This window comes from Pseudotabrizicola formosa (assembly GCF_002900965.1).
GTDB lineage: Bacteria > Pseudomonadota > Alphaproteobacteria > Rhodobacterales > Rhodobacteraceae > Pseudotabrizicola > Pseudotabrizicola formosa.
Genome location: NZ_PJOM01000003.1, coordinates 499,557 through 520,124, shown reverse-complemented (window position 1 = coordinate 520,124; position 20,568 = coordinate 499,557). Strand labels below are relative to the sequence as shown.

At 64.0% G+C, this 20,568-nt stretch carries 19 protein-coding genes and 2 tRNA genes; 8 read left to right on the top strand and 13 right to left on the bottom strand.

Annotated features, from left to right (window positions below; all coding sequences use genetic code 11):
- Positions 1-2 precede the first annotated feature (2 nt).
- From CXR43_RS13715 to CXR43_RS13695, 5 genes are all read right to left on the bottom strand, one after another.
- Complete coding sequence (locus tag CXR43_RS13715) at positions 3-1,796, bottom strand: peptidoglycan D,D-transpeptidase FtsI family protein (protein ID WP_103334606.1); 1,794 nt, start codon at positions 1,794-1,796, stop codon at positions 3-5.
- Positions 1,793-2,155 (bottom strand): cell division protein FtsL, encoded by a 363-nt coding sequence (ftsL, locus tag CXR43_RS13710; RefSeq protein WP_103334605.1) that lies wholly within the window; start codon positions 2,153-2,155, stop codon positions 1,793-1,795. The genes CXR43_RS13715 and ftsL overlap by 4 nt, the downstream gene beginning before the upstream one ends.
- Positions 2,155-3,159 (bottom strand): 16S rRNA (cytosine(1402)-N(4))-methyltransferase RsmH, encoded by a 1,005-nt coding sequence (gene rsmH / locus CXR43_RS13705; RefSeq protein ID WP_103334604.1) that lies wholly within the window; start codon positions 3,157-3,159, stop codon positions 2,155-2,157. Before rsmH ends, ftsL begins: the two co-directional genes overlap by 1 nt.
- Positions 3,159-3,671: a division/cell wall cluster transcriptional repressor MraZ gene (locus CXR43_RS13700; RefSeq protein ID WP_146036526.1), complete on the bottom strand. Its 513-nt coding sequence runs from the start codon at positions 3,669-3,671 to the stop codon at positions 3,159-3,161. Before CXR43_RS13700 ends, rsmH begins: the two co-directional genes overlap by 1 nt.
- A 650-nt stretch (positions 3,672-4,321) precedes the next feature.
- Positions 4,322-5,407, bottom strand: a complete 1,086-nt coding sequence (locus tag CXR43_RS13695; protein ID WP_103334602.1) for an Mrp/NBP35 family ATP-binding protein — start codon at positions 5,405-5,407, stop codon at positions 4,322-4,324.
- Between the two features lie 256 nt (positions 5,408-5,663).
- On the opposite strand from CXR43_RS13695, the gene CXR43_RS13690 reads away from it, so the two are divergent.
- Together CXR43_RS13690 and CXR43_RS13685 are read left to right on the top strand one after the other, a co-directional pair.
- Positions 5,664-5,879, top strand: coding sequence for a DUF1127 domain-containing protein (locus CXR43_RS13690; RefSeq protein ID WP_168219830.1), 216 nt, complete (start codon positions 5,664-5,666; stop codon positions 5,877-5,879).
- A gap of 687 nt (positions 5,880-6,566) precedes the next feature.
- Positions 6,567-7,712: a benzoate/H(+) symporter BenE family transporter gene (locus CXR43_RS13685; protein WP_103334755.1), complete on the top strand. Its 1,146-nt coding sequence runs from the start codon at positions 6,567-6,569 to the stop codon at positions 7,710-7,712.
- Positions 7,713-7,730: 18 nt separating this feature from the next.
- On the opposite strand, the gene CXR43_RS13680 is transcribed toward CXR43_RS13685, so the two are convergent.
- Positions 7,731-10,109: an ATP-dependent helicase gene (locus CXR43_RS13680; protein WP_103334600.1), complete on the bottom strand. Its 2,379-nt coding sequence runs from the start codon at positions 10,107-10,109 to the stop codon at positions 7,731-7,733.
- 228 nt (positions 10,110-10,337) lie between these two features.
- Between CXR43_RS13680 and CXR43_RS13675 the strand changes: the two genes are divergently transcribed.
- On the top strand, positions 10,338-13,799 hold the full coding sequence (locus tag CXR43_RS13675; RefSeq protein ID WP_103334599.1) for a pyruvate carboxylase: 3,462 nt from the start codon (positions 10,338-10,340) through the stop codon (positions 13,797-13,799).
- Between the two features lie 151 nt (positions 13,800-13,950).
- Positions 13,951-14,025, top strand: a tRNA-Gly gene (locus CXR43_RS13670).
- 56 nt (positions 14,026-14,081) lie between these two features.
- On the opposite strand, the gene CXR43_RS13665 is transcribed toward CXR43_RS13670, so the two are convergent.
- Positions 14,082-14,408 (bottom strand): hypothetical protein, encoded by a 327-nt coding sequence (locus tag CXR43_RS13665; protein ID WP_103334598.1) that lies wholly within the window; start codon positions 14,406-14,408, stop codon positions 14,082-14,084.
- A 191-nt stretch (positions 14,409-14,599) separates the two neighbouring features.
- Positions 14,600-14,683: transfer RNA gene (locus tag CXR43_RS17940), tRNA-Tyr, on the bottom strand.
- 142 nt (positions 14,684-14,825) lie between these two features.
- On the opposite strand from CXR43_RS17940, the gene rlmB reads away from it, so the two are divergent.
- Together rlmB and CXR43_RS13655 are read left to right on the top strand one after the other, a co-directional pair.
- Entirely contained in the window at positions 14,826-15,635 is an 810-nt protein-coding gene (gene rlmB / locus CXR43_RS13660) for a 23S rRNA (guanosine(2251)-2'-O)-methyltransferase RlmB (RefSeq protein WP_103334597.1), read from the top strand.
- Positions 15,636-15,774: 139 nt separating this feature from the next.
- The gene (locus tag CXR43_RS13655; protein WP_103334596.1) at positions 15,775-16,200 is read left to right on the top strand and encodes a CoA-binding protein; all 426 of its coding nucleotides are present in this window, start codon (positions 15,775-15,777) and stop codon (positions 16,198-16,200) included.
- Between the two features lie 58 nt (positions 16,201-16,258).
- On the opposite strand, the gene CXR43_RS13650 is transcribed toward CXR43_RS13655, so the two are convergent.
- The 3 genes from CXR43_RS13650 to hisA all read right to left on the bottom strand — a co-directional run bounded on the left by CXR43_RS13650 (position 16,259) and on the right by hisA (position 18,150).
- The gene (locus tag CXR43_RS13650; protein ID WP_103334595.1) at positions 16,259-16,576 is read right to left on the bottom strand and encodes a phosphoribosyl-ATP diphosphatase; all 318 of its coding nucleotides are present in this window, start codon (positions 16,574-16,576) and stop codon (positions 16,259-16,261) included.
- Entirely contained in the window at positions 16,573-17,334 is a 762-nt protein-coding gene (gene hisF / locus CXR43_RS13645) for an imidazole glycerol phosphate synthase subunit HisF (protein ID WP_103334594.1), read from the bottom strand. Before hisF ends, CXR43_RS13650 begins: the two co-directional genes overlap by 4 nt.
- Positions 17,335-17,430: 96 nt before the next feature.
- A complete protein-coding gene (gene hisA / locus CXR43_RS13640; RefSeq protein WP_103334593.1) occupies positions 17,431-18,150 on the bottom strand; it encodes a 1-(5-phosphoribosyl)-5-[(5-phosphoribosylamino)methylideneamino]imidazole-4-carboxamide isomerase in 720 nt (239 codons plus the stop codon).
- 133 nt (positions 18,151-18,283) lie between these two features.
- On the opposite strand from hisA, the gene CXR43_RS13635 reads away from it, so the two are divergent.
- Positions 18,284-18,679: a DUF2147 domain-containing protein gene (locus tag CXR43_RS13635; RefSeq protein ID WP_103334754.1), complete on the top strand. Its 396-nt coding sequence runs from the start codon at positions 18,284-18,286 to the stop codon at positions 18,677-18,679.
- 73 nt (positions 18,680-18,752) lie between these two features.
- Positions 18,753-18,989 carry an Ada metal-binding domain-containing protein gene (locus CXR43_RS13630; protein ID WP_103334592.1) on the top strand — a complete coding sequence of 79 codons (237 nt, stop codon included), beginning with the start codon at positions 18,753-18,755 and terminating at the stop codon, positions 18,987-18,989.
- Here CXR43_RS13630 and CXR43_RS13625 read toward each other — a convergent pair.
- Both CXR43_RS13625 and hisH read right to left on the bottom strand, forming a co-directional pair.
- Positions 18,959-19,879 carry a glutaminase gene (locus tag CXR43_RS13625; RefSeq protein ID WP_103334751.1) on the bottom strand — a complete coding sequence of 307 codons (921 nt, stop codon included), beginning with the start codon at positions 19,877-19,879 and terminating at the stop codon, positions 18,959-18,961. The genes CXR43_RS13630 and CXR43_RS13625 overlap by 31 nt on opposite strands.
- Entirely contained in the window at positions 19,876-20,514 is a 639-nt protein-coding gene (gene hisH, locus CXR43_RS13620) for an imidazole glycerol phosphate synthase subunit HisH (protein ID WP_103334591.1), read from the bottom strand. The genes CXR43_RS13625 and hisH overlap by 4 nt, the downstream gene beginning before the upstream one ends.
- Positions 20,515-20,568: the final 54 nt, after the last annotated feature.

Sequence of the window (20,568 nt, the reverse complement as noted above, 5' to 3'; positions counted from 1 at the left end):
CCCTAGTTCCGGACGGCTGTTAGCTGATCAAGGGGGGGCGCTTCAACCACCGGCCGGATATCCAGCAGCGGGGCAATGCGCCTTGTGATCTCGGCTGCAACCGGAACGGCGGTCCACCCTGCGGTGCGGCGGGGTTCGGTGCCCGAGGTTTCCACCGGTTCATCCAGCGTGACAAGCACCACATAGCGCGGGTCGGAGGCCGGGAAGACCGAAGCGAAGGTGTTGATCACCTTGTCTTTGTAATAGCCGCCCGTCCGCTTTGGCTTGTCGGCGGTGCCGGTCTTGCCTGCGACCTCATAGCCCGGCACTTCGGCCAAGCTGGCGGTGCCTTCGGTCACGACCTTGCGCAGCATCATCACCGACTCTTTCGCCACGTCTTCGCGCATCACCCGCACGCCGGGGCGCGGACCGGTCTGTTTCACCAGCGTCGGCTTTACGGTGATTCCCCCGTTGGCGATGGTCGCATAAGCGGTTGCCAGGTGCAGCGGGCTGGCCGACATGCCATGGCCATAGGATGTGGTGATGGTCACGATATCGGGCCATCGCGCGGGCAAAAGCGGTTTGGCCCCCGGCGCTTCGGTCAGTTCCACCGGCGTCGCATCGAAAAAGCCCAAGGATTTGAGGAAGGCTTGCTGGCGCAATCCGCCGATCTGAAGCGCCAGCCGCGCGGTGCCGACATTCGACGACTTCACGATCACATCGGTGACCGATGCCAGCGGTCCATAGTTCTTGCCCTGAAATTCCTTGATCAGATGTCTGCCCCAGCGCATCGGCGCATCGGCATCTACCATGGTATCGGGGCCGACGAGGCCCAGTTCCATCGCCTGTGCCGTTGTGAAGATCTTGAAGGTGGAGCCCAGTTCGTACACCCCCTGCACCGCGCGGTTGAACAGCGGGCTGTCGCCGGGTTCGGCATCCTTGGGCAGCACAGGGTTGGGCCGGTTGTTGGGGTCGAAGGCCGGAAGGCTGGCGAGTGACAACAGCTCGCCGGTGCGTACATCCATGATGATGGCGGCGCCGCCCTTGGCGTTCATCATGGTGATGCCGGCGTCGAGAATCTCTTCGACAGCCGCCTGCACCGTCAGGTCGATGGACAGTTCCAGCGGTGTGGCCGACAGGGCGGGGTCACGCAACCGGGCGTCAAGCGCGCGCTCGACCCCGGCAGTGCCGATGACTTCAGCAGAATGAACGCCTTCGGCCCCGAAAGAGGTACCGCCCAGCACATGCGCGGCAAGCTGGCCGTTGGGATACAGCCGCATCTCGCGCGGGCCGAACAACAGGCCCGGATCGCCGATGTCGTGCACGGCCTGCATCTGTTCGGGCGACAGCACCTTGCGCAGCCACATGAAGCTGCGGCCATCGGTGAAGCGGCGGGTCAGGTCTTCGGCGTTCATCTCGGGGAAGATCGCAGCCAGTTCACCTGCGACGCGGGCCGGGTCCACCATGTCTTTCGGATGCGCATAAAGCGCATGGGTCAGCATGTTTGTTGCCAGCACCCGACCGTTGCGGTCAGTGATATCGGCGCGTTGGGCAAGGATTTCTGCGCCCGATGCAAAAGAGCGCGGCTCGGCGGCTTCGGTGGTGGCGACAATGCCCATGCGCGCCCCGATGGCCGAAAACGCCACAAAGAAGGCAAAGCCAAGGATCAGCAGCCGCACCTCGGCGCGGTTGCGTGACGCGTCGCGCTGCTGTTCATGGCGCAGGCGCAGGTTTTCGCGCTCGATCACATCGGGGTTTTCGCCCTGAGCGCGGGCCTTGAGAATGCGGGCAAGCGGGCGGAGGGGGGTGCGGGTCACAGCGGTTCCTCCTCTGGGTTCAACTGGCCGGTCACCATGACCGAATTGTTGATATCGCCGAAGAATTCCTCGACCGCCGGGTAAGACAGATTGGCGGCATCGCCAAATTGCGTGGGTTCCAGCGGCATCAGGCCCAGACGTTCGAAGTTGAGCGAGGCCAGTTCGCGCAAACGGTCGGGCCGGTTGAGATAGGCCCATTCGGCGCGCTGCAGGGCAAGCGCCTCACGCAGGCTGGCGATTTCAGCGTTCAGGCCGGACACGTCACGCAGGGCTTGCCGCGTATCATAATGTTCGCGGTAGGCCCAGAACCCAAGGCCCAGCACGGCAATGAAGGTCAGAACATAGATGACGGGGCGCATCAGCGGCGTCCTTTCTTCTGGGGCGGTTCTGGCAGGCCAAGCTCTGACGGATCAAGGCTTTGGGCCGGGGCCGTGGTGCGACGCCCGATGCGCAGCTTGGCCGACCGCGCGCGCGGGTTTTCGGCAAGCTCGGCGTCATCAGGGCCAACGGCACGTTTGGTCACGATGTCGAACCGCGCGGTGTTCAGCGCGGTTTGCGGCGCATAACGGTTGGCATTGGCTTCGGTGCCCGAGGCCAGCTGGAAGAAGCGCTTGACGATGCGGTCTTCCAGGCTGTGAAAGCTGACCACGGCCAGCAACCCGCCGGGTTTGAGCGCGCGTTCCGCCGCCATCAGCCCTTCGGCCAGTTCGGTGAATTCGGTGTTAACGGCAATGCGGATGGCCTGAAAGCTGCGGGTGGCCGGATGGCTTTGGCCGGGTTTGGGGCGCGGCAGGCAGCGGGCAACGATTTCAGCCAGTTGCAGGGTGGTCTCGATGGGGGCCCGGGCGCGGTGTTCGACGATGGATCTGGCAATGCGGCGCGAGGCGCGTTCCTCGCCGTAGTGGTACAGGATATCGGCGATACGGGTTTCATCGGCCGTGTTCACCAGATCGGCGGCAGAGGGGCCATCTTGCGACATCCGCATGTCGAGCGGGCCGTCTTTCATGAAGGAAAACCCGCGCTCGGCCTGATCGAGCTGCATCGAGCTGACGCCCAGATCCAGCACCACACCGTCAAGCGGTTTGGGGGCATATTGGTCGAGGCTCGAAAAGGTGCCCGCCACCAGCGTCAGCCGGTCGCCATAGCTGCCACGCCAGCTTTGCGCCATGTCCAGCGCCATCGGGTCGCGGTCGACGCCGATGACATCGGCCCCGGCCTCCAGCAGGGCGCGGGCATAGCCCCCTGCCCCGAAGGTGCCATCCAGCCACACCCCGCCGATGGGCGCGCACAGGTCCAGAATGGGGCGCAAAAGCACCGGGATATGCGGGGCGCGACCCTGTTGCTGATCGCCTGCCTCTGTCATCACCCGACCTTTGGATAACGGCCAACCACCGCAAGCGCATCTTCGCCGTCATCGTCCTCATCATCATCGCCGAAGACGTCGCGGTAGGCATCGGCGCGCCACAGCGAAAAACGGTCGGTCGCACCGGCCAGGGCGGATTCGACGCCTTCCTTGATCATGTCGGGCGTGATCCCCAGCTTTTCGCGCACCGGTCCGGGCAGGACGATGCGGCCATCATCGTCGATTTCGACGGTGGCAGAGCGGGTGATCAGGTCACGTTCGGCCTTGATCCGGTCTTTGCTGCCCAAGGGAATGGTTTCGACCCAGCGGGCCAGCGCATCGGCCCCTGCCATCGAATAGCAGTCGCAGAACTGGCGGTTCTTGCCACCATAAACGATGATCATGCGGGTGCGGGGGGTGTCGGATGTGCGGGGATCGCCGGCATCGAGGACACGTCGGAACGGTGCCGGGATCAAAACCCGGGCCTTGGAATCTACCTTCTGGTAGTATTCACCGCGAAACATGTCCGACATATTGCCTGAGCTTTCGCCCGTCCCTTTCCGTCGAGGTGACCCCGTTGCGGGGGCCAGAAATGAATACGGCGGACCGAGCTGCTGCCACTGCTCGATCCGCCGCCTGTCCCATCGCTGGGCGTCCAGCTACGCGCGCCACCTGGGGGAGATGTCTGCTCGCTCGCGCGCCGGATCTGTTTGTCTAAACGGGGTTGCCTGTATGAAGCCTGACTGTTTCGCCTGTTTGCGGTCTTGAAGCTGCCGCTGCTGTTCGTACTGCCCGTTTCGATGACCAAGGGATGCCATGGGATGATCTGGGAAGCAACGGGAATTTTTGGGCGCGACCGGGACAATCAGGGCGGCGTGGCGGGTTTGGAACAGCATCTAGCGGCATGAATGCAAAGATTTCAGCAAACTATAGGCAATCACGTCCACGTGAACGCTATATATAGTGAGGACAGATTTTCCCGCCGTTTCCCGGCCACCCGCCAACTATTTTGCGGCACAGGATGGAAATTGGCCTTTTGTGACAGGAAGATCACCATGAAATGCCAGAAACCGGGGTTTTCACCCCGGTTTCCCAGAAAATCCCGGTTCTGTGATTCGGCGTGAACGGGCGGTCCCGGATCGTCCCACCCCGTCCCGGTGCAGGCTTCACCCCAGCAGGCCGGTCACGCCATGCCGCCGGCGATCAGGCGGTGGGCAAGCCGGGCATAGGCCTCTGCCTCTGGCGCATCGGTGGCGGCGATGGGGGTGCCGGAGTCGCCGGCCTCGCGCACGGCAAGGGTCAGCGGCAATTCCCCCAGGAAGGGCAGATCGAGCCGGGCGGCATCGGCCTTGACCCCGCCATGGCCAAAGATCTGCGTCTCATGTCCGCAGTTGGGACAGCAGAAGGTCGACATGTTTTCGATCAGGCCGAGCACAGGGGTTTTAAGCTTGAGGAACATATCCAGTGCCTTGCGCGCATCCAGCAGCGCCACGTCCTGCGGAGTTGACACAACGATGGCGCCGGTCAGTTGCGTGCGCTGGCACAGGGTCAGCTGGATGTCACCGGTGCCGGGGGGCAGGTCGATCAGCAGGATGTCCAGCTCTCCCCAGGCCACCTGCGTGAGCAGTTGCTGCAACGCGCCCATGATCATCGGACCGCGCCAGATCACGGCCTCATCCGCCTTGAGCATCAGGCCCAAGGACATCATGGTGACACCATGGGCAATGACCGGTTCGATGATCTTGCCATCGGGGCTGGCGGGGCGGCGGTTGACCCCCATCATGCGCGGCTGACTGGGGCCATAGATATCGGCATCCAGCAGGCCGACGCGGCGGCCTTGCCGGGCAAGGGCCACGGCGAGGTTTGACGAGACCGTGGATTTGCCCACCCCCCCTTTGCCCGAGCCAATGGCAATGATCCGGTCGATTCCGGTCAGCTTTTGCGGCCCGCCCTGCTGCGGTGTCGGGTGCTGGCCGATCTTCAGGCTGGGGGCTGCAGGCTTGGTGGCAGGGCCGTGGGCGGTGGTGACAGCCTGTACGGCCACCACACCGGGCAGCGCGCGCAAGGCAACCTCGGCCTGTGCCTGCACAGCGGACATCTGACGCGCCGCCTCCGGGCTCGCAGCCTCGATCACGAATCGCACGGTTGCCCCGGCCTCGGCATCGTCGATGGTCAGCGCCCGGATCATGTCTTGCGACACAAGGTTTCCGCCGCCGGGCAGGGCGATTCCGGCCAGCGCCGCCATCACCGTTTCGCGCGAGACACCCATGGTTGTTTTCCTTTTGCCTGTCCTTGCAGCACAGTTGCGATCTTTGCACGAAAGCTCAAGGATTGCTTGACCAAACGCTCAAAATTTGCGCGAAGATGCTGTAAATAATGACGTTTCTGTGACGTTAAGCCATGCGGGTTCTGCATGGCAGCATTGCGCAACCGCCCTATTGTGCAGATGCAGCATTTGCCCCATGTTACCCCTAACAAAGCGGCAGAACGCTGCAACCGAACCGAAATCGAGAGGCTAAACAGCTATGGCATATGTAAACTCATCGCGTACCGCGTCCTACGGTATTGCTGACCGGGCTGCGGCCATTGTGAAAACCATTCGCGTCGGTCTGGAACGGCGCCGGGTGTTCAAACAGACCGTGCGGGAACTGCAGGCGCTGTCGAACCGCGAACTGGCTGATCTGGGCATTCACCGCACCATGATCACGCGCGTGGCCAACGAGGCTGCCTACGGCAAGTGAATTTCTTTGCGGGGCCCCCTCCTCCTCCCTGGGGCCCGTAGCAAAAGCGTCGGCATCAACCTCCTCCCTGATGCCGACGCCCTTTAATACAGAGCTAACGCTCTTACGTTATACGGACGGTCTCTACCTCCTCCCGGAGACCGGTCGGAACAGCGGCACCCTTTCTCCTCCTCCCTGAGGGTGCCGCGGATCATTCGAGGGTGACCTGCGGGTCTGTCCCTCACCACAGTTCGAACGGCCCCTCCTCCTCCCTGGGCCGGTCGGATCAGCGGCGGCCCCCTCCTCCTCCCTGGGGTCGCCGCGCCCGAAATTCCGGGGGCATGGCCAGCATGGTCTTGACCCTCACCACAGTTCGAACGGCTCCTCCTCCTCCCTGAGCCGGTCGGATCAGCGGCGGCCCCCTCCTCCTCCCTGGGGTCGCCGCAACCGAAATTTAAGGGTTTGACCCTTACACTGGTTCGGTCTTGCCCTCTCCTCCTCCCTGGGGTCGGACTGAAAAGCGGAACTTGCGCCCCCTCCTCCTCCCTGGGGTTCGGGTTCCCGGATACGCTGGCCCCCTCCTCCTCCCTGGGGTCGGTTGTGAATGATGCGGCGGCGCCCCTCCTCCTCCCTGGGCGTCGCCGTTTTCAGTTTCAGGGGTTGCGGTTGCCGGTGCAGACCGGAATAGTCGCGGCAAATGGGGGCATTATGCGGATTTCCTTGATTTCAGCGGCAGTTGTCGCGGCGCTTGTCGGCTATGGATCTACCATTGCGCTGGTGCTGGCGGCGGCCTTGGCCGTCGGGGCAACCCCGGCGCAGACCGCCAGCTGGGTGCTGGCGATTGCGCTGGCCAAGGCCATCGGCTCGGCCGGTCTTTCGGCGTGGAACAGGGTGCCGGTGGTGCTTGCCTGGTCGACCACGGGGGCGGCCCTGATCGCGGCGACCAGCGGACTCACCATGCCGCAGGCGGTGGGGGCCTTCGTGCTGGCGGGCGGATTGGTGGCGCTGACGGCAGCGGTAAAGCCGCTGGGCCGGTTGGTGGCGGCCATCCCGGATGGAATCGCGGCGGCCATGCTGGCGGGGGTGTTGTTGCCGTTCTGCCTGCAAGGGGCGGTGGCCGCGCAGCAGCGGCCCGCACTGGTTTTGCCCATGGTCGCGGTCTTTGCGCTGGTGCGGCTGTGGAACCCGGCCCTGGCGGTGCTGGCGGCACTGGCAGCCGGGGTGGCGCTGGCGTTCGGTACCGGCGCGACGGATCTGCCCGCGCTGACCTTTCCGGCACCGAGGCTGGAGTTCATCCCGCCCGAGTGGGACATCGGGGTGATGATCGGCCTGGGCCTGCCGCTGTATCTGGTGACGATGGCAAGCCAGAACCTGCCCGGGTTTGCCGTGATGCGGGCGGCGGGCTATGAGCCGCCCGTGACGCAGGGCTTGGCCGTGACTGGCGGATTGTCAGCAGTGTCGGCTGTGTTCGGAGCCCATACGATCAGCATGGCGGCGATCACGGCGGCCATCTGCATGGGCGATGATGTGCATCCCGACCGCAGCCAGCGCTGGAAGGTCGGGTTGGTTTACGCGTTGGCCTGGGTGCTGCTGGGGCTGGGATCCCCGCTGATCCTGCTGCTGCTGGGGGCCCTGCCGCCGCAGGTGATGGTGGCCTTGGTCGCACTGGCATTGCTGGGCGCGCTGACGGGCGCACTGGCCGGAGCCTATGCGGCGCCCGACACACGCTTTGCCGCAACGATCACGCTGGCGGTGGGCGGTTCGGGCGTGGCGGTGTTTGGCGTGGGGGCGGCGTTCTGGGGGCTGATTGCCGGGCTGGTGATCTATGCGATGGAACGGGTGAAGCGGGCCTGAGCGCGCGCCGCTTTCCTGTCAGAACGGCACGTCATCGGCCTGCGCGGCGGGGGTGACAAAGCGGGCGACGAGTTTCTTTGCGCCCGCGTGTTCAAAATCAACGTCCAGCTTGTCGCCTTCGATGTCGGTCACATGGCCGTAGCCGAATTTCTGGTGGAACACCCGGTCACCGATGGTGAAGGCGGAAATCGCCTCGGCATCGATGGTGACGTGGCGCGATTCCTTTGGCTGCTGCATGGGCCGGGTCGATTGACCGGCCTGCAAGCGGCGCCAGCCGGGGGAGTTGTAGACATCGGCCTTTGACACCCGCTCTTCCAGCCCGGAGCCGAAGCCGACGGGGGCTGCGGCGCCAAAGCCGCCGCCGTAAAGGCCGGGCGGGGTGAGCACCTCGACATGCTCAGGCGGCAGTTCGTCGATGAAACGCGAGGGCAGCTGGCTTTGCCACTGGCCATAGACCCGGCGGTTGGAGGCAAAGCTGATGGTGCACAGCTCTTCCGCGCGGGTGATGCCGACGTAAGCCAGGCGACGTTCTTCCTCGACGCCCTTCAGCCCCGATTCGTCCATGCTGCGCTGGCTGGGAAACAGCCCGTCTTCCCACCCCGGCAGAAAGACCACGGGGAATTCGAGGCCCTTGGCGGCGTGCAGGGTCATGATCGAAATCTTTTCCGACGCCTCTTCGGTCTCGTTGTCCATGATCAGGCTGACGTGTTCGAGAAAGCCTTGAAGATTGTCGAACTGTTCCAGCGCCTTGACCAGTTCCTTGAGATTTTCCAGACGGCCCGGTCCTTCCGGTGTCTTGTCGTTCTGCCACATGGCGGTGTAGCCCGATTCGTCGAGGATCTGCTCGGCGAGGGCGATGTGGTTGTATTCGGGTACCAGTGTGGCAGCGTGCCAGCGGTCCACCCCTTCGACGAACTGGCGCAGCTGGCCGCCGCCCTTGCCGCCGATCGTGCCCTTGGCCACCGCCTCGCGCGCGCCATCCAAGAGCGGCACACCGGCGGCGCGCGCCATGCGCTGGATGTCGCCCTGCGCCTTGTCACCTAGGCCCCGCTTGGGGGTGTTGATGATCCGCTCAAAGGCCAGATCATCCTCGGGCGAGACGGCGAGGCGGAAATAAGCCATGGCGTCGCGGATTTCGAGGCGCTCGTAAAAGCGCGGGCCGCCGATGACGCGGTAGGGCAGGCCGATGGTCAGGAAGCGGTCCTCGAAGGCGCGCATCTGGTGTGAGGCGCGGACCAGAATCGCCTGATGATCAAGGCTGACCGGACCCATGCCACGGGTGCCGCGTTGCACGGCCTCGGCCTCCTCCCCGATCCAGCGCGCCTCTTCCTCCCCATCCCAATGGCCGATCAGGCGCACCTTTTCGCCCGGCTCCCCCGCCGTCCACAGGGTTTTGCCAAGGCGGCCCTTGTTGGCGGAAATCACTCCGCTTGCGGCGGCGAGGATATGGGCGGTGGAGCGGTAGTTCTGTTCCAGCTTGATCACGGTCGCGCCGGGAAAGTCCTTTTCGAACCGCAGGATATTGCCGACCTCGGCCCCGCGCCAGCCGTAGATGGACTGGTCGTCATCACCCACACAGCAGATGTTCTTGTGCGATTGCGCCAAGAGGCGCAGCCAGAGGTATTGGCAGACGTTGGTATCCTGATATTCATCCACCAGAATATAGCGGAACCAGCGCTGGTACTGGCCCAGCACATCGGGGTGGGCCTGAAAGATGGTGACGCAATGCAGCAGAAGGTCGCCGAAATCGGTGGCATTGAGCGTGCGCAGACGATCCTGATAGGCGGCGTAAAGCTCGGTCCCCATGTTGTTGAAACCCGACGCCTCGGCCGATGGCACGTTCATCGGCGTCAGCGCGCGATTCTTCCAGCCGTCGATCATCCCGGCCAACATCCGGGCGGGCCAGCGTTTTTCGTCAATATCGGCGGCGGCGATCAGTTGCTTGAGCAAGCGGATCTGATCGTCGGTGTCCAGAATGGTGAAATTTGGCTTGAGGCCCGCCAGTTCGGCATGACGGCGCAGGATTTTCACCGACAGCGAGTGGAAGGTGCCCATCCATGGCATGCCTTCGGCCACCTGGCCCAGCAGGCGGCCGACGCGCTCTTTCATCTCGCGCGCGGCCTTGTTGGTGAAGGTCACCGACAGGATTTCATTCGGACGGGCGCGCTGGGTGTTCAGAAGGTGCACGATACGGCTGGTCAGCGCCTTGGTCTTGCCGGTTCCGGCGCCTGCCAGCATCAGGACCGGGCCATCCAGCGCCTCGACCGCCGCGCGTTGGGCGGGGTTCAGGTCATCCAGATAGGGCGCGGGCCGGGCGGCCATGGCGCGCTGCGACAGCGGCACGGGCTGCGGTGCGGTGGCGGCCTCGAAGGCATCATTTTCATCCCAATCGGTCATGAGCCATTTATACGCCGGATTGGCGGGATGAAAAGCGTCTGTTCGTGACTTGTTCACATTTTCACCCGCGGAAAGCGGAATATCGCGGCGCGCGCGCCGCTGGTGCAAAAGTTGCAAACTTTAGGCTCTGGCCGCACAGCGCCCTTGCGCTGCAGTGCAGCGCCAATAGAGTGAGACGCAATGCCGCGCCATTGCCGCGCCGCCGCCACCTCTTTGATGGAGTGACCGATGCCCGAATTCCGCAAGATCCTTGTCGCCAACCGGGGCGAAATCGCCATCCGGGTGATGAGGGCCGCCAATGAAATGGGCAAAAAGACGGTGGCGGTCTTTGCCGAAGAGGACAAGCTGTCGCTGCACCGGTTCAAGGCCGATGAAGCCTACCGGATCGGCGAGGGCCTGTCGCCGGTGGGGGCTTACCTGTCGATCCCGGAAATCATCCGCGTGGCCCGGATGTGCGGCGCGGATGCGATCCACCCCGGGTACGGCCTGCTGTCGGAAAACCCGGATTTTGTCGATGCCTGCGATCAGGCCGGGATCACCTTCATCGGGCCACGGGCGGAGACGATGCGCGCCCTTGGCGACAAGGCATCGGCGCGGCGGGTGGCCATCGAGGCCGGGGTGCCGGTGATTCCGGCGACCGAAGTGCTGGGCGAGGATATGGCGGCGATCAAGGCCGAGGCCAAGGCGGTTGGCTATCCGCTGATGCTCAAGGCCAGCTGGGGCGGCGGCGGTCGCGGCATGCGGCCGATTGCGTCCGAGGAAGAGCTGGAAGCCAAGGTCCGCGAAGGCCGGCGCGAGGCAGAGGCGGCCTTTGGCAATGGTGAAGGCTATCTGGAAAAGATGATCCTGCGCGCCCGCCATGTCGAGGTGCAGATCCTGGGCGACAAGCAGGGCCAGATCTATCACCTGTGGGAGCGCGATTGCACCGTACAGCGCCGCAACCAGAAGGTGGTGGAGCGGGCCCCTGCCCCGTATCTGACCGAAGCACAGCGCGCCGAGGTCTGCGAGATGGCGCGCAAGATCTGTGCCCATGTGAATTACGAATGCGCCGGAACGGTCGAGTTCCTGATGGATATGGATGATGAGAAATTCTATTTCATCGAAGTGAACCCGCGCGTGCAGGTGGAGCACACCGTCACCGAGGAAGTCACCGGCATCGATATTGTGCAGGCGCAGATTCTGATCGCCGAGGGCAAACCGCTGGCCGAGGCCACCGGTGTGGCCGATCAGACCGGGGTCAAGCTGAACGGCCATGCGCTGCAATGCCGGGTCACCACCGAAGATCCGCTCAACAACTTCATCCCCGATTACGGGCGGTTGACGGCCTATCGCTCGGCCACCGGCAATGGCATCCGGCTGGATGGCGGCACCGCCTATGCGGGGGGGGTGATCACGCGCTATTATGATTCGTTGCTGGTCAAGGTCACCGCCCATGCGCAGACGCCGGAAAAGGCCATTGCGCGGATGGACCGGGCGCTGCGCGAATTCCGCATCCGGGGCGTGGCGACAAATATCGAATTCGTCATCAACCTGTTGCAGCACCCGACATTCCTTGATGACAGCTATACCACCAAATTCATCGACACGACGCCGGACCTGTTTGCTTTCCGCAAGCGGCGCGACCGGGCAACCAAGATCCTGACCTATATCGCTGATATCACCGTGAACGGGCATCCGGAAACGGCGGGGCGCGCCAAGCCCGCGGCCGAGGCCAAGGCGCCCAAGGCGCCAAAGGTGCGGGCGGAACCGGCCATGGGAACCCGCAACCTGCTGGAGCAAAAGGGCCCGCAGGCGGTGGCAGACTGGATGCGCGCGCAGACCAAGGTGCTGATCACCGACACCACCATGCGCGACGGCCACCAGTCGCTGCTGGCCACGCGGATGCGGTCGATCGACATGATCAAGGTGGCCCCTGCCTATGCCGCCCATCTGCCGCAACTGTTCAGCGTGGAATGCTGGGGGGGGGCCACGTTCGACGTGGCCTACCGCTTCTTGCAGGAATGCCCGTGGCAGCGGCTGCGCGACCTGCGTGCGCAGATGCCGAACCTGATGACCCAGATGCTGCTGCGCGCCAGCAACGGTGTGGGATACACCAATTACCCTGACAATGTTGTGCAGGCCTTTGTCAAACAGGCGGCGGAAACCGGGGTAGACGTGTTCCGCGTGTTCGACAGCCTGAACTGGGTGGAAAACATGCGCGTGGCGATGGATGCCGTGCTCGACTCCAACAAGGTCTGCGAAGGCAGCATCTGCTATACCGGCGATCTGCTGGACCCGGACCGCGCGAAATACGATCTGAAATACTACGTCGAGCGCGCGCGCGAGCTGAAGGGGGCGGGCGCGCATATCCTTGGCCTGAAGGATATGGCCGGCCTGCTGAAGCCGGCGGCGGCGCGGGTGCTGATCAAGGCATTGAAGCAGGAGGTGGGCCTGCCGGTGCATTTCCACACCCATGACACCAGTGGCGCGGCGGCGGCGACGATTCTGGCCGCCTGTGACGCCGGGGTGGATGCGGTGGATGCGGCAATGGATGCGTTTTCGGGCGGAACGTCGCAGCCCTGCCTTGGGTCCATTGTCGAGGCCTTGCGCCATACCGAGCGCGACACCGGGCTGGACATCGCCGCGATCCGCGAGATTTCCAACTATTGGGAACAGGTCCGCGCGCAATATGCCGCCTTCGAATCGGGCACCCCTGCCCCGGCATCGGAGGTTTATCTGCACGAAATGCCCGGCGGCCAGTTCACCAACCTGAAAGCGCAGGCGCGGTCCTTGGGGCTGGAGGACCGTTGGCCCGAGGTGGCGCAGGCCTATGCCGATGCCAACCAGATGTTCGGCGATATCGTGAAGGTCACGCCATCCTCAAAAGTGGTGGGTGACATGGCGCTGATCATGGTGGCGCAAGGGTTGAGCCGGGCGCAGGTGGAAGACCCGTCGGTCGAACTGGCCTTCCCCGACTCGGTGGTCGATATGCTCCGGGGCAGTCTGGGGCAGCCGCATGGCGGTTGGCCCGAAGGCATCCTGAAAAAGGTGCTGAAAGGCGAGGCCCCGCTGACCGAACGGCCGGGCAAGACCTTGCCCCCGGTCGATCTGGATGAGGTGCGGGCCAAGCTGGCGCAGGAACTGCATCTGGGCCAGGACGAGGCCGATGGCGAGATGCTGGATGAGGAAGACCTGAACGGATATCTGATGTACCCCAAGGTCTTCATGGATTACCGCGCCCGCCACCGGCTCTATGGCCCGGTGCGGGTGCTGCCGACCCGCACATTCTTTTACGGCATGGCCTCGGGCGAGGAAATCACCGCCGAAATCGACCCCGGCAAGACGCTGGAAATCCGGCTGCAGGCGGTGGGCGATGTATCGGAAGACGGCGATGTGAAAGTGTTCTTCGAGCTGAACGGCCAGCCACGGGTGATCCGTGTGCCCAACCGTGCCGTCAAGGCCAAGACCGCGGCGCGCCCAAAGGCGGCCGAGGGCAATGCCGCCCATATCGGCGCGCCAATGCCGGGGTCAGTGGCCAGCATCGCGGTCAGTGTGGGCCAGACGGTGCGGGCAGGCGATTTGCTGCTGACCATCGAGGCGATGAAGATGGAAACCGGGCTGCACGCCGACCGAGAGGCCGTGATCAAGGCGATTCATGTGCAGGCGGGCAGCCAGATCGACGCCAAGGATTTGCTCGTCGAACTGGAATAGGTAAATATTCCAGATGCTTGAAGGCCCCGCCCTTGGGACGGGGCCTTTCTTTCAGCCGCCAGACAAGACGGCGCGAAAAATGCGGCGGGCCGTGCATTTTCCTCTTGCAGGCACCCGCGCCATCCCCTAAATCACCGCTTACCGAAACGGTGCGGGCGTAGCTCAGGGGTAGAGCATAACCTTGCCAAGGTTAGGGTCGGGCGTTCGAATCGCCTCGCCCGCTCCATTTCGGTCTGAAACGGGCAGCATTCGCTGCCCTTTTTCATTTGTGCGAAGCGACCATCATTCCGGCTTGTGCATCACCAGCACGGCCGCAAGCGCAAGGGTCACGCCAAGCCCATCGCGCAGGCCGAAACTTTCCCGAAACACCATTACACCCAGCAAGGTCAGCAGGATCAGCGTGGCGGTGGAATACAGCACCGCGACCATTGCAAGGCTATGGGTCTGCATCAAAGCATACCAAGCAACGGCAGGGGCCCCATAACACAGTGCCCCGATCGCAAACTGTGCCGACCGCAGACCCTGCGGTGACAGCGTTGCAAGCTTGATCAGATAATCGCCCATAATCGTCAACAAAGTCGCAAGCGCAAGCCAGAACAAAGTGGCCATAAGAACCTCTTAAAAACTAGGAAACGTGAGAGTCGCAGGAAATTACGCGCAGATCGTGCGGATGGCGCCCTGATCTGTCAAGAATGAGGAACAGCGTCCCAAGGGGGAACGCCGCGCCATCCCTCCGATTGCAACGCCAAAAAAAACCGCCCGAAGGCGGTTTGTTTTGTCGGTGTCATCCCCATGAAACATGGTGGGTGACCCTGGAATCGAACCAGGCGTGGGTCGCCCCGGCGGAGTTACAGTCCGCTGCCGCACCTTGCAGCTCGTCACCCGACGGGGGCGGAATACCCAAGGGGCCGGGGGGCGTCAAGCACCGAATGCAAAACCGATTGCATTGGAGCGCCAAGAGTTTTGGCTTGCGCATCCCCCCCGCCCCGCCGCATTCTGCACCACTGAAAAACCAAAGGCTGCGAGATGAAGACCGGAACCACCAAACCGACCTGGGTGATCGACAAGGAACGCGGCAAGCGGGCCGAGGCCAAGGAAACCGTCTGGCTGTTCGGCCTGCACGCGGTACGCGATGCGCTGGTCAATCCGGCGCGTGAAAAGCTGCGGCTGGTGCTGACCAAAAATGCGCTCGACAAGCTGGAAGAGGCCGTGGCGCAGTCGGGGATCGACCCCGAGATTGCTGACCCGCGCAAGTTCGACGTGCCGATCGACGAAGGCTCGGTGCATCAGGGCGCGGCGATGGAAGTGCGCCCGCTGAATTGGGGCAAACTGGCCGATGTGGCGATTTCGGGCGCAGGCGCGCCGCTGGTGGTGCTTCTGGACCGGGTGACCGATCCGCATAACGTGGGTGCGGTGCTGCGCAGCGCCGAGGTCTTTGGCGCGCGGGCGGTCATCGCCCCCCGCCACCATTCGGCACCGGAAACCGGGGCCCTGGCGAAAACCGCAAGCGGTGCTCTGGAGCGCCAGCCCTATCTGCGGGTGGGCAATCTGTCCGATGCCATGCAGGAATTGCGCGACATGGGATATATCCTGATCGGGCTGGAGGGCGAGGCCGAGCACACGCTGGAAGGCGCATTGGATCTGGCCAGCAAGCGCCCCACCGCGCTGGTGATGGGGGCCGAAGGGCCGGGATTGCGCGAAAAAACCCGCGAGACCTGCGATTATCTGGCGCGGATTCCTTACACGGGTGCCTTTGGCAGTCTGAATGTTTCAAACGCGGCGGCAGTGTCGCTTTATGCAGCCAGCCAGCGGCTGGTTCACAAAACCGCGACATGAGCTTTAAGCCCGAACAAAACTGCCTATTTGACGTTGAGGGGATGCGGGCTGGAACTCCCGCCTCTCAATCACTGTCCCTCGTTCCGCGACTGGCGCCCGGGCTTACCCCCGTGGCGCCTTTTTCTTTACAGGTGATCTGATGACCAAGACCGAAGACGCGCGCATCGCCGGGCTTCTGACCCGCTGCCGCACGATTGCACTGGTTGGCTGGTCTCCCAACCCGGACCGGCCAAGCCATCGGGTGGCGGCGTTTCTGGCGCGGCAGGGCTACCGCGTGATCCCGGTCAACCCCGGTCAGGCCGGGCAGATCGCGCTGGGGGAAACGGTGCGCGCCAGTTTGGGCGACATTGAGGGCCATGTCGACATGGTGGACATTTTCCGCCGGTCCGAGGCGGCGGGCGCGGTGGTGGATGACGCCTTGGCCCGGTTTCCCGAACTGGTCTGCGTCTGGATGCAGCTGGGCGTCGAGGATGAGGCGGCCGCCGCACGCGCCCGCGCGCGCGGGGTGGAGGTGGTGATGAACCGCTGCCCCGCCATCGAGATTCCCCGGCTTGGGCTGGGATAAAAAAGCGCGGCTTGCAGCCTTGCGCTCCTTGCTGACCGGTGGGCACGAAGACCCGCGGTCAGGGCTGCCGGGCAGCTTTTTCGGCCAGGCCGGACAAGCCTTCGCGCCGGTCGAGTTCTGCCAGAACTTCCGTCAGCGCCACATCACGCGCCGCAAGCATCACCAGCAGGTGATAGAGCACATCCGCTGCCTCGGATGTCAGTTTGGCGCGGTCGCCCTTCACCGCCTCGATGATCGCCTCAATTGCCTCTTCACCGAATTTCTCGGCGCATTTCTCGGGGCCCTTGGCCAGCAGTTTGGCGGTCCAGCTTGAGTCGGGGTCCGCGCCCTTGCGCGCGGCGATTGTGGCGGCAAGGCGGTTGAGGGTATCGGTCATGTCAGCCGCACCGGGATACCGGCTGCGGCCATATGAGCCTTGGCCTGACCGATGGTGAACGTGCCAAAGTGGAAGATGCTGGCCGCGAGCACGGCGCTTGCATGGCCGTCGGTTACCCCTTCCACCAGATGGTCCAGCGTCCCGACCCCGCCCGAGGCGATGACGGGAATGCTGACCGCATCGGCAATGGCCCGGGTCAGCGGCAGGTTGTAGCCGCCCTTGGTGCCGTCCCGGTCCATGCTGGTGAGCAGGATCTCTCCCGCGCCCTTGGCGGCTACGGTGCGGGCAAAGGCGACCGCGTCGATGCCGGTGGGTTTGCGGCCGCCATGGGTAAAGATCTCCCATTTGCCGGGGGCGACGGTCTTGGCGTCGATGGCCACCACGATGCACTGGCTGCCGAAGCGGTCGGCAGCATCGGCCACCACATCGGGGTTTGCCACCGCCGCCGAATTGAAGCTGACCTTATCGGCCCCGGCCAGCAGCAGTGCCCGCACATCGTGATGCGTGCGCACCCCGCCGCCAACGGTCAGCGGCATGAAGCACTGTTCCGCCGTGCGGGTCACCAGATCGAACATCGTGCCCCGGTTTTCATGGGTGGCATGGATGTCGAGGAACGTCAGCTCATCCGCGCCCGCCGCATCATAGGCGCGCGCGGCAGCGACCGGGTCGCCGGCGTCGATCAGGTTGACGAAGTTCACGCCCTTGACCACGCGGCCATCAGCGACATCAAGGCAGGGAATGATGCGGGTTTTGAGCATATGCAGAGCCTAGCGCCTGTGGGGGGCCGGGGAAAGGGGGGCGCTGCCCCCCGCGCGTGCCGCGCTCCCCCCGGGATATTTGGAAACAGATAATGATCAGTCTTTGAGCCTGTTCAGGGCTGTGGCGAGGTCGATGGCCCCGTCATAGAGCGCGCGGCCCGAGATGGCGCCTGCGATGACCCCGGTGGCCTTCAGTGCCGCAAGGTCGGCCAATGAGGAGACGCCGCCGCTGGCGATCACGGGGATCGTGACAGCGCGCGCGAGGGCCTCGGTTGCCGAGATGTTGGGGCCCTGCATTGCGCCGTCGCGGTCGATGTCGGTGTAGATGATCGCGGCGACGCCGGCATCCTCGAAGCTGCGGGCGAGGTCGGTGGCCTGCACGGTGGTCTCATGCGCCCAGCCCTTGGTGGCGACAAAGCCGTTGCGGGCGTCGATGCCGACGGCGACCTGCCCCGGAAAGGCACGGGCCGCCTGTTTCACAAGGTCCGGGTCTTCCACCGCAACGGTGCCGAGAATGACACGGGCGAGACCTTTGGCCAGCCACATCTCGATGGTGGCCATGTCGCGGATGCCGCCGCCGAGTTGGGCGGGGACGGTGATGCGGTTCAGGATCGCCTCAACCGCCGCCGCGTTGACCGGCTGGCCAGCAAAAGCCCCGTTAAGATCAACCAGGTGCAGCCATGTGCAGCCCGCAGCCTCGAACTTGGCGGCCTGCGCGGCGGGATCATCGCCGAAGACCGTGGCGGCGGACATCTCGCCGCGCAACAGGCGGACACATTGGCCATCTTTCAGGTCTATGGCAGGATAGAGGATCATGGCGCACCCTTTGACTTTCCCCCCCTTTGGCATGGCAGGCCGCCGATGCCAAGAGGGCCGCAACGCCACGTCATGCTTGCAAGGCAGTGGGCGGTTTGTCGATGATCGCGACAGCTTCAGGGAGGAGCCCATCATGAACAGATTCGCGAAACGGCTGGCATTGGCGGCAGCTTTTGTCGTGGCAGGCGGCGCGGCCTTTGCCGAGCCGATTGTCGGGCTGTGGCAGACACAGGAAGACGACGGAGCATATGCCCATGTGCAGATTGCGCCTTGCGGCGGAAATTTCTGCGGCACCATAGTAAAGACCTTCAGGGCCGGGTCCGAATACGCATCGGAAAACATTGGCAAGCAACTGGTGCGCGACATGGCCGCAAAGGGCAATGGGGCCTATGAAGGCAAGGTGTGGCGACCTTCGAACAACAAGGTCTACATGGGCAAGGTCGCGATCAGTGGCAGCAACATGAAGCTGTCGGGCTGTGTTGCGGGCGGACTTATCTGTTCCAAACAGGACTGGAAAAAAATAAACTAACCGCAGGCTTCGGGTCGCCAACAGGCACGGCCAAGGGCATCCTGGCCGTGCCTTTTCAGTTTGGAGCGCGGGCATGACAGATCATCATATAACAGATCAGGACTGGGCGGATCTGGTAGCGCGGCGGGCGCGGCCGGGGGTGATCGGAGTGACAAGCACCGGACTCTTCTGCGGCTTCGGCTGCGTCGCGCGCACGCCCCTGCGCCGCAATGTGCGGCTGTTTGACAGCCGCGAGACGGCGGTCGCGGCGGGGTTGCGGGCCTGCAGGCGTTGTGGCGGTCAGCCAAAGACCGACCAGCCCGTGGCCTGAGCCAACCGCTCCATCGCCTCTGCCCCCAGTTTGGAATTGCCCTGTTCGTTCAGGCCCGGCGACCACACGGCAATGCTGGCCTGTCCCGGTGCGATGGCAAGAATGCCGCCCCCCACGCCGGACTTGCCGGGCAGGCCCACCTGATAGGCGAAATCGCCCGAGGCGTCGTAATGGCCACAGGTCAGCATCAGCGCATTGATCCGGCGCACGCGGGACGGCGACACCAGCCGCGGCGCATCCTCGAAACCCGCCAGAAAGCGCCCGGCCCGGGCCAGTTGCACGCAGGTCATCTCCACCGCGCATTGATGGCAATAGGTGCCGATGGTCAGCGCCGTGGGGTTTTGCATGTTGCCATGGGCCGCCATGAATTCGGCCATGGCAATGTTGCGATGCGCATGGGCGCGTTCCGACAGCGCCACATCCTTGTCGATATGGATGTTGTCATCCTCGGCTGCCGTGCGCAGGAATTGCAGAAGTTCGGCCAGCACATCGCGCGGCTGCAGGCCGTGCAGGATGGCATCGGTCACCGCGATTGCGCCGGGATTGACGAAAGGATTGCGCGGAATGCCGTTGTTATGCTCCAGCGCCACGATGGAGTTGAAGGCCAGCCCCGAAGGTTCACGCCCGACGCGGGCCCAGAGGCTGTCGCCCAGGCGACCAAGGGCGATGGCGAGGGTGAAGACCTTGGAAATCGACTGAATGGAGAAGGGCGTGCGCGCATCGCCCGCCTGCAGGGTTTCGCCGCCGGGCAGGCACAGGGCGATGCCGAATTGGCCGGGGTCCACATCGCCCAGTTCGGGGATATAGGTGGCAGGTTTGCCGCGGTCGGTCGCCTCTGCCATCTCATGTGCGATTGCGTCAAGGATGTGCTGCAGATCGACCGGGGTCATGGCGTCCATTGCAGGAAATTCGCAATCAGGCGCAGACCGGTCGCTTGCGACTTTTCGGGGTGGAACTGGGTGCCGACCATGGTTCCGCGCCCGATGATGGCGGTGACATCGCCGGCATAGTCGACATGGGCCAGACGCTGGACAGGGTCGGTGACGCGGAAATGGTAGGAATGGACGAAATAGGCGTGGTCGCCGGTTTCGATCCCCGCCAGCACCGGGTGCGGGTGGTCGATCACCAGATCGTTCCAGCCCATATGCGGCACTTTCAGGGCCGGATCGGCGGGGGTGATTTTCACCACTTCGCCTGGCACCCAGTCAAAACCCCTGGTGTCCGAATATTCGCGGCCCCAGCTTGCCATCATCTGCATGCCGACGCAGATGCCAAGGAAGGGACGGGCCTTGTGTGTCACCGCCTCCTCAATCGCCTCGAACAGCCCTCCAACGTCGCCTAGTGCGCGGCGGCACGCCGGGAAGGCACCGTCGCCGGGCAGCACGATCCGGTCGGCACGGGCGACATCCTCGGGGCGGGAGGTCACGAGGATGGTTCCACCACCGGTCTCGGCCGCCATGCGCTGAAACGCTTTTTCGGCGGAGTGGAGGTTGCCGCTGTCATAATCGACGAGGACGGTGAGCATGATTCTGGGCCTTTGCGCGCGGCGGAGCTGTGTGAGCCTCCGGCGGGGATATTT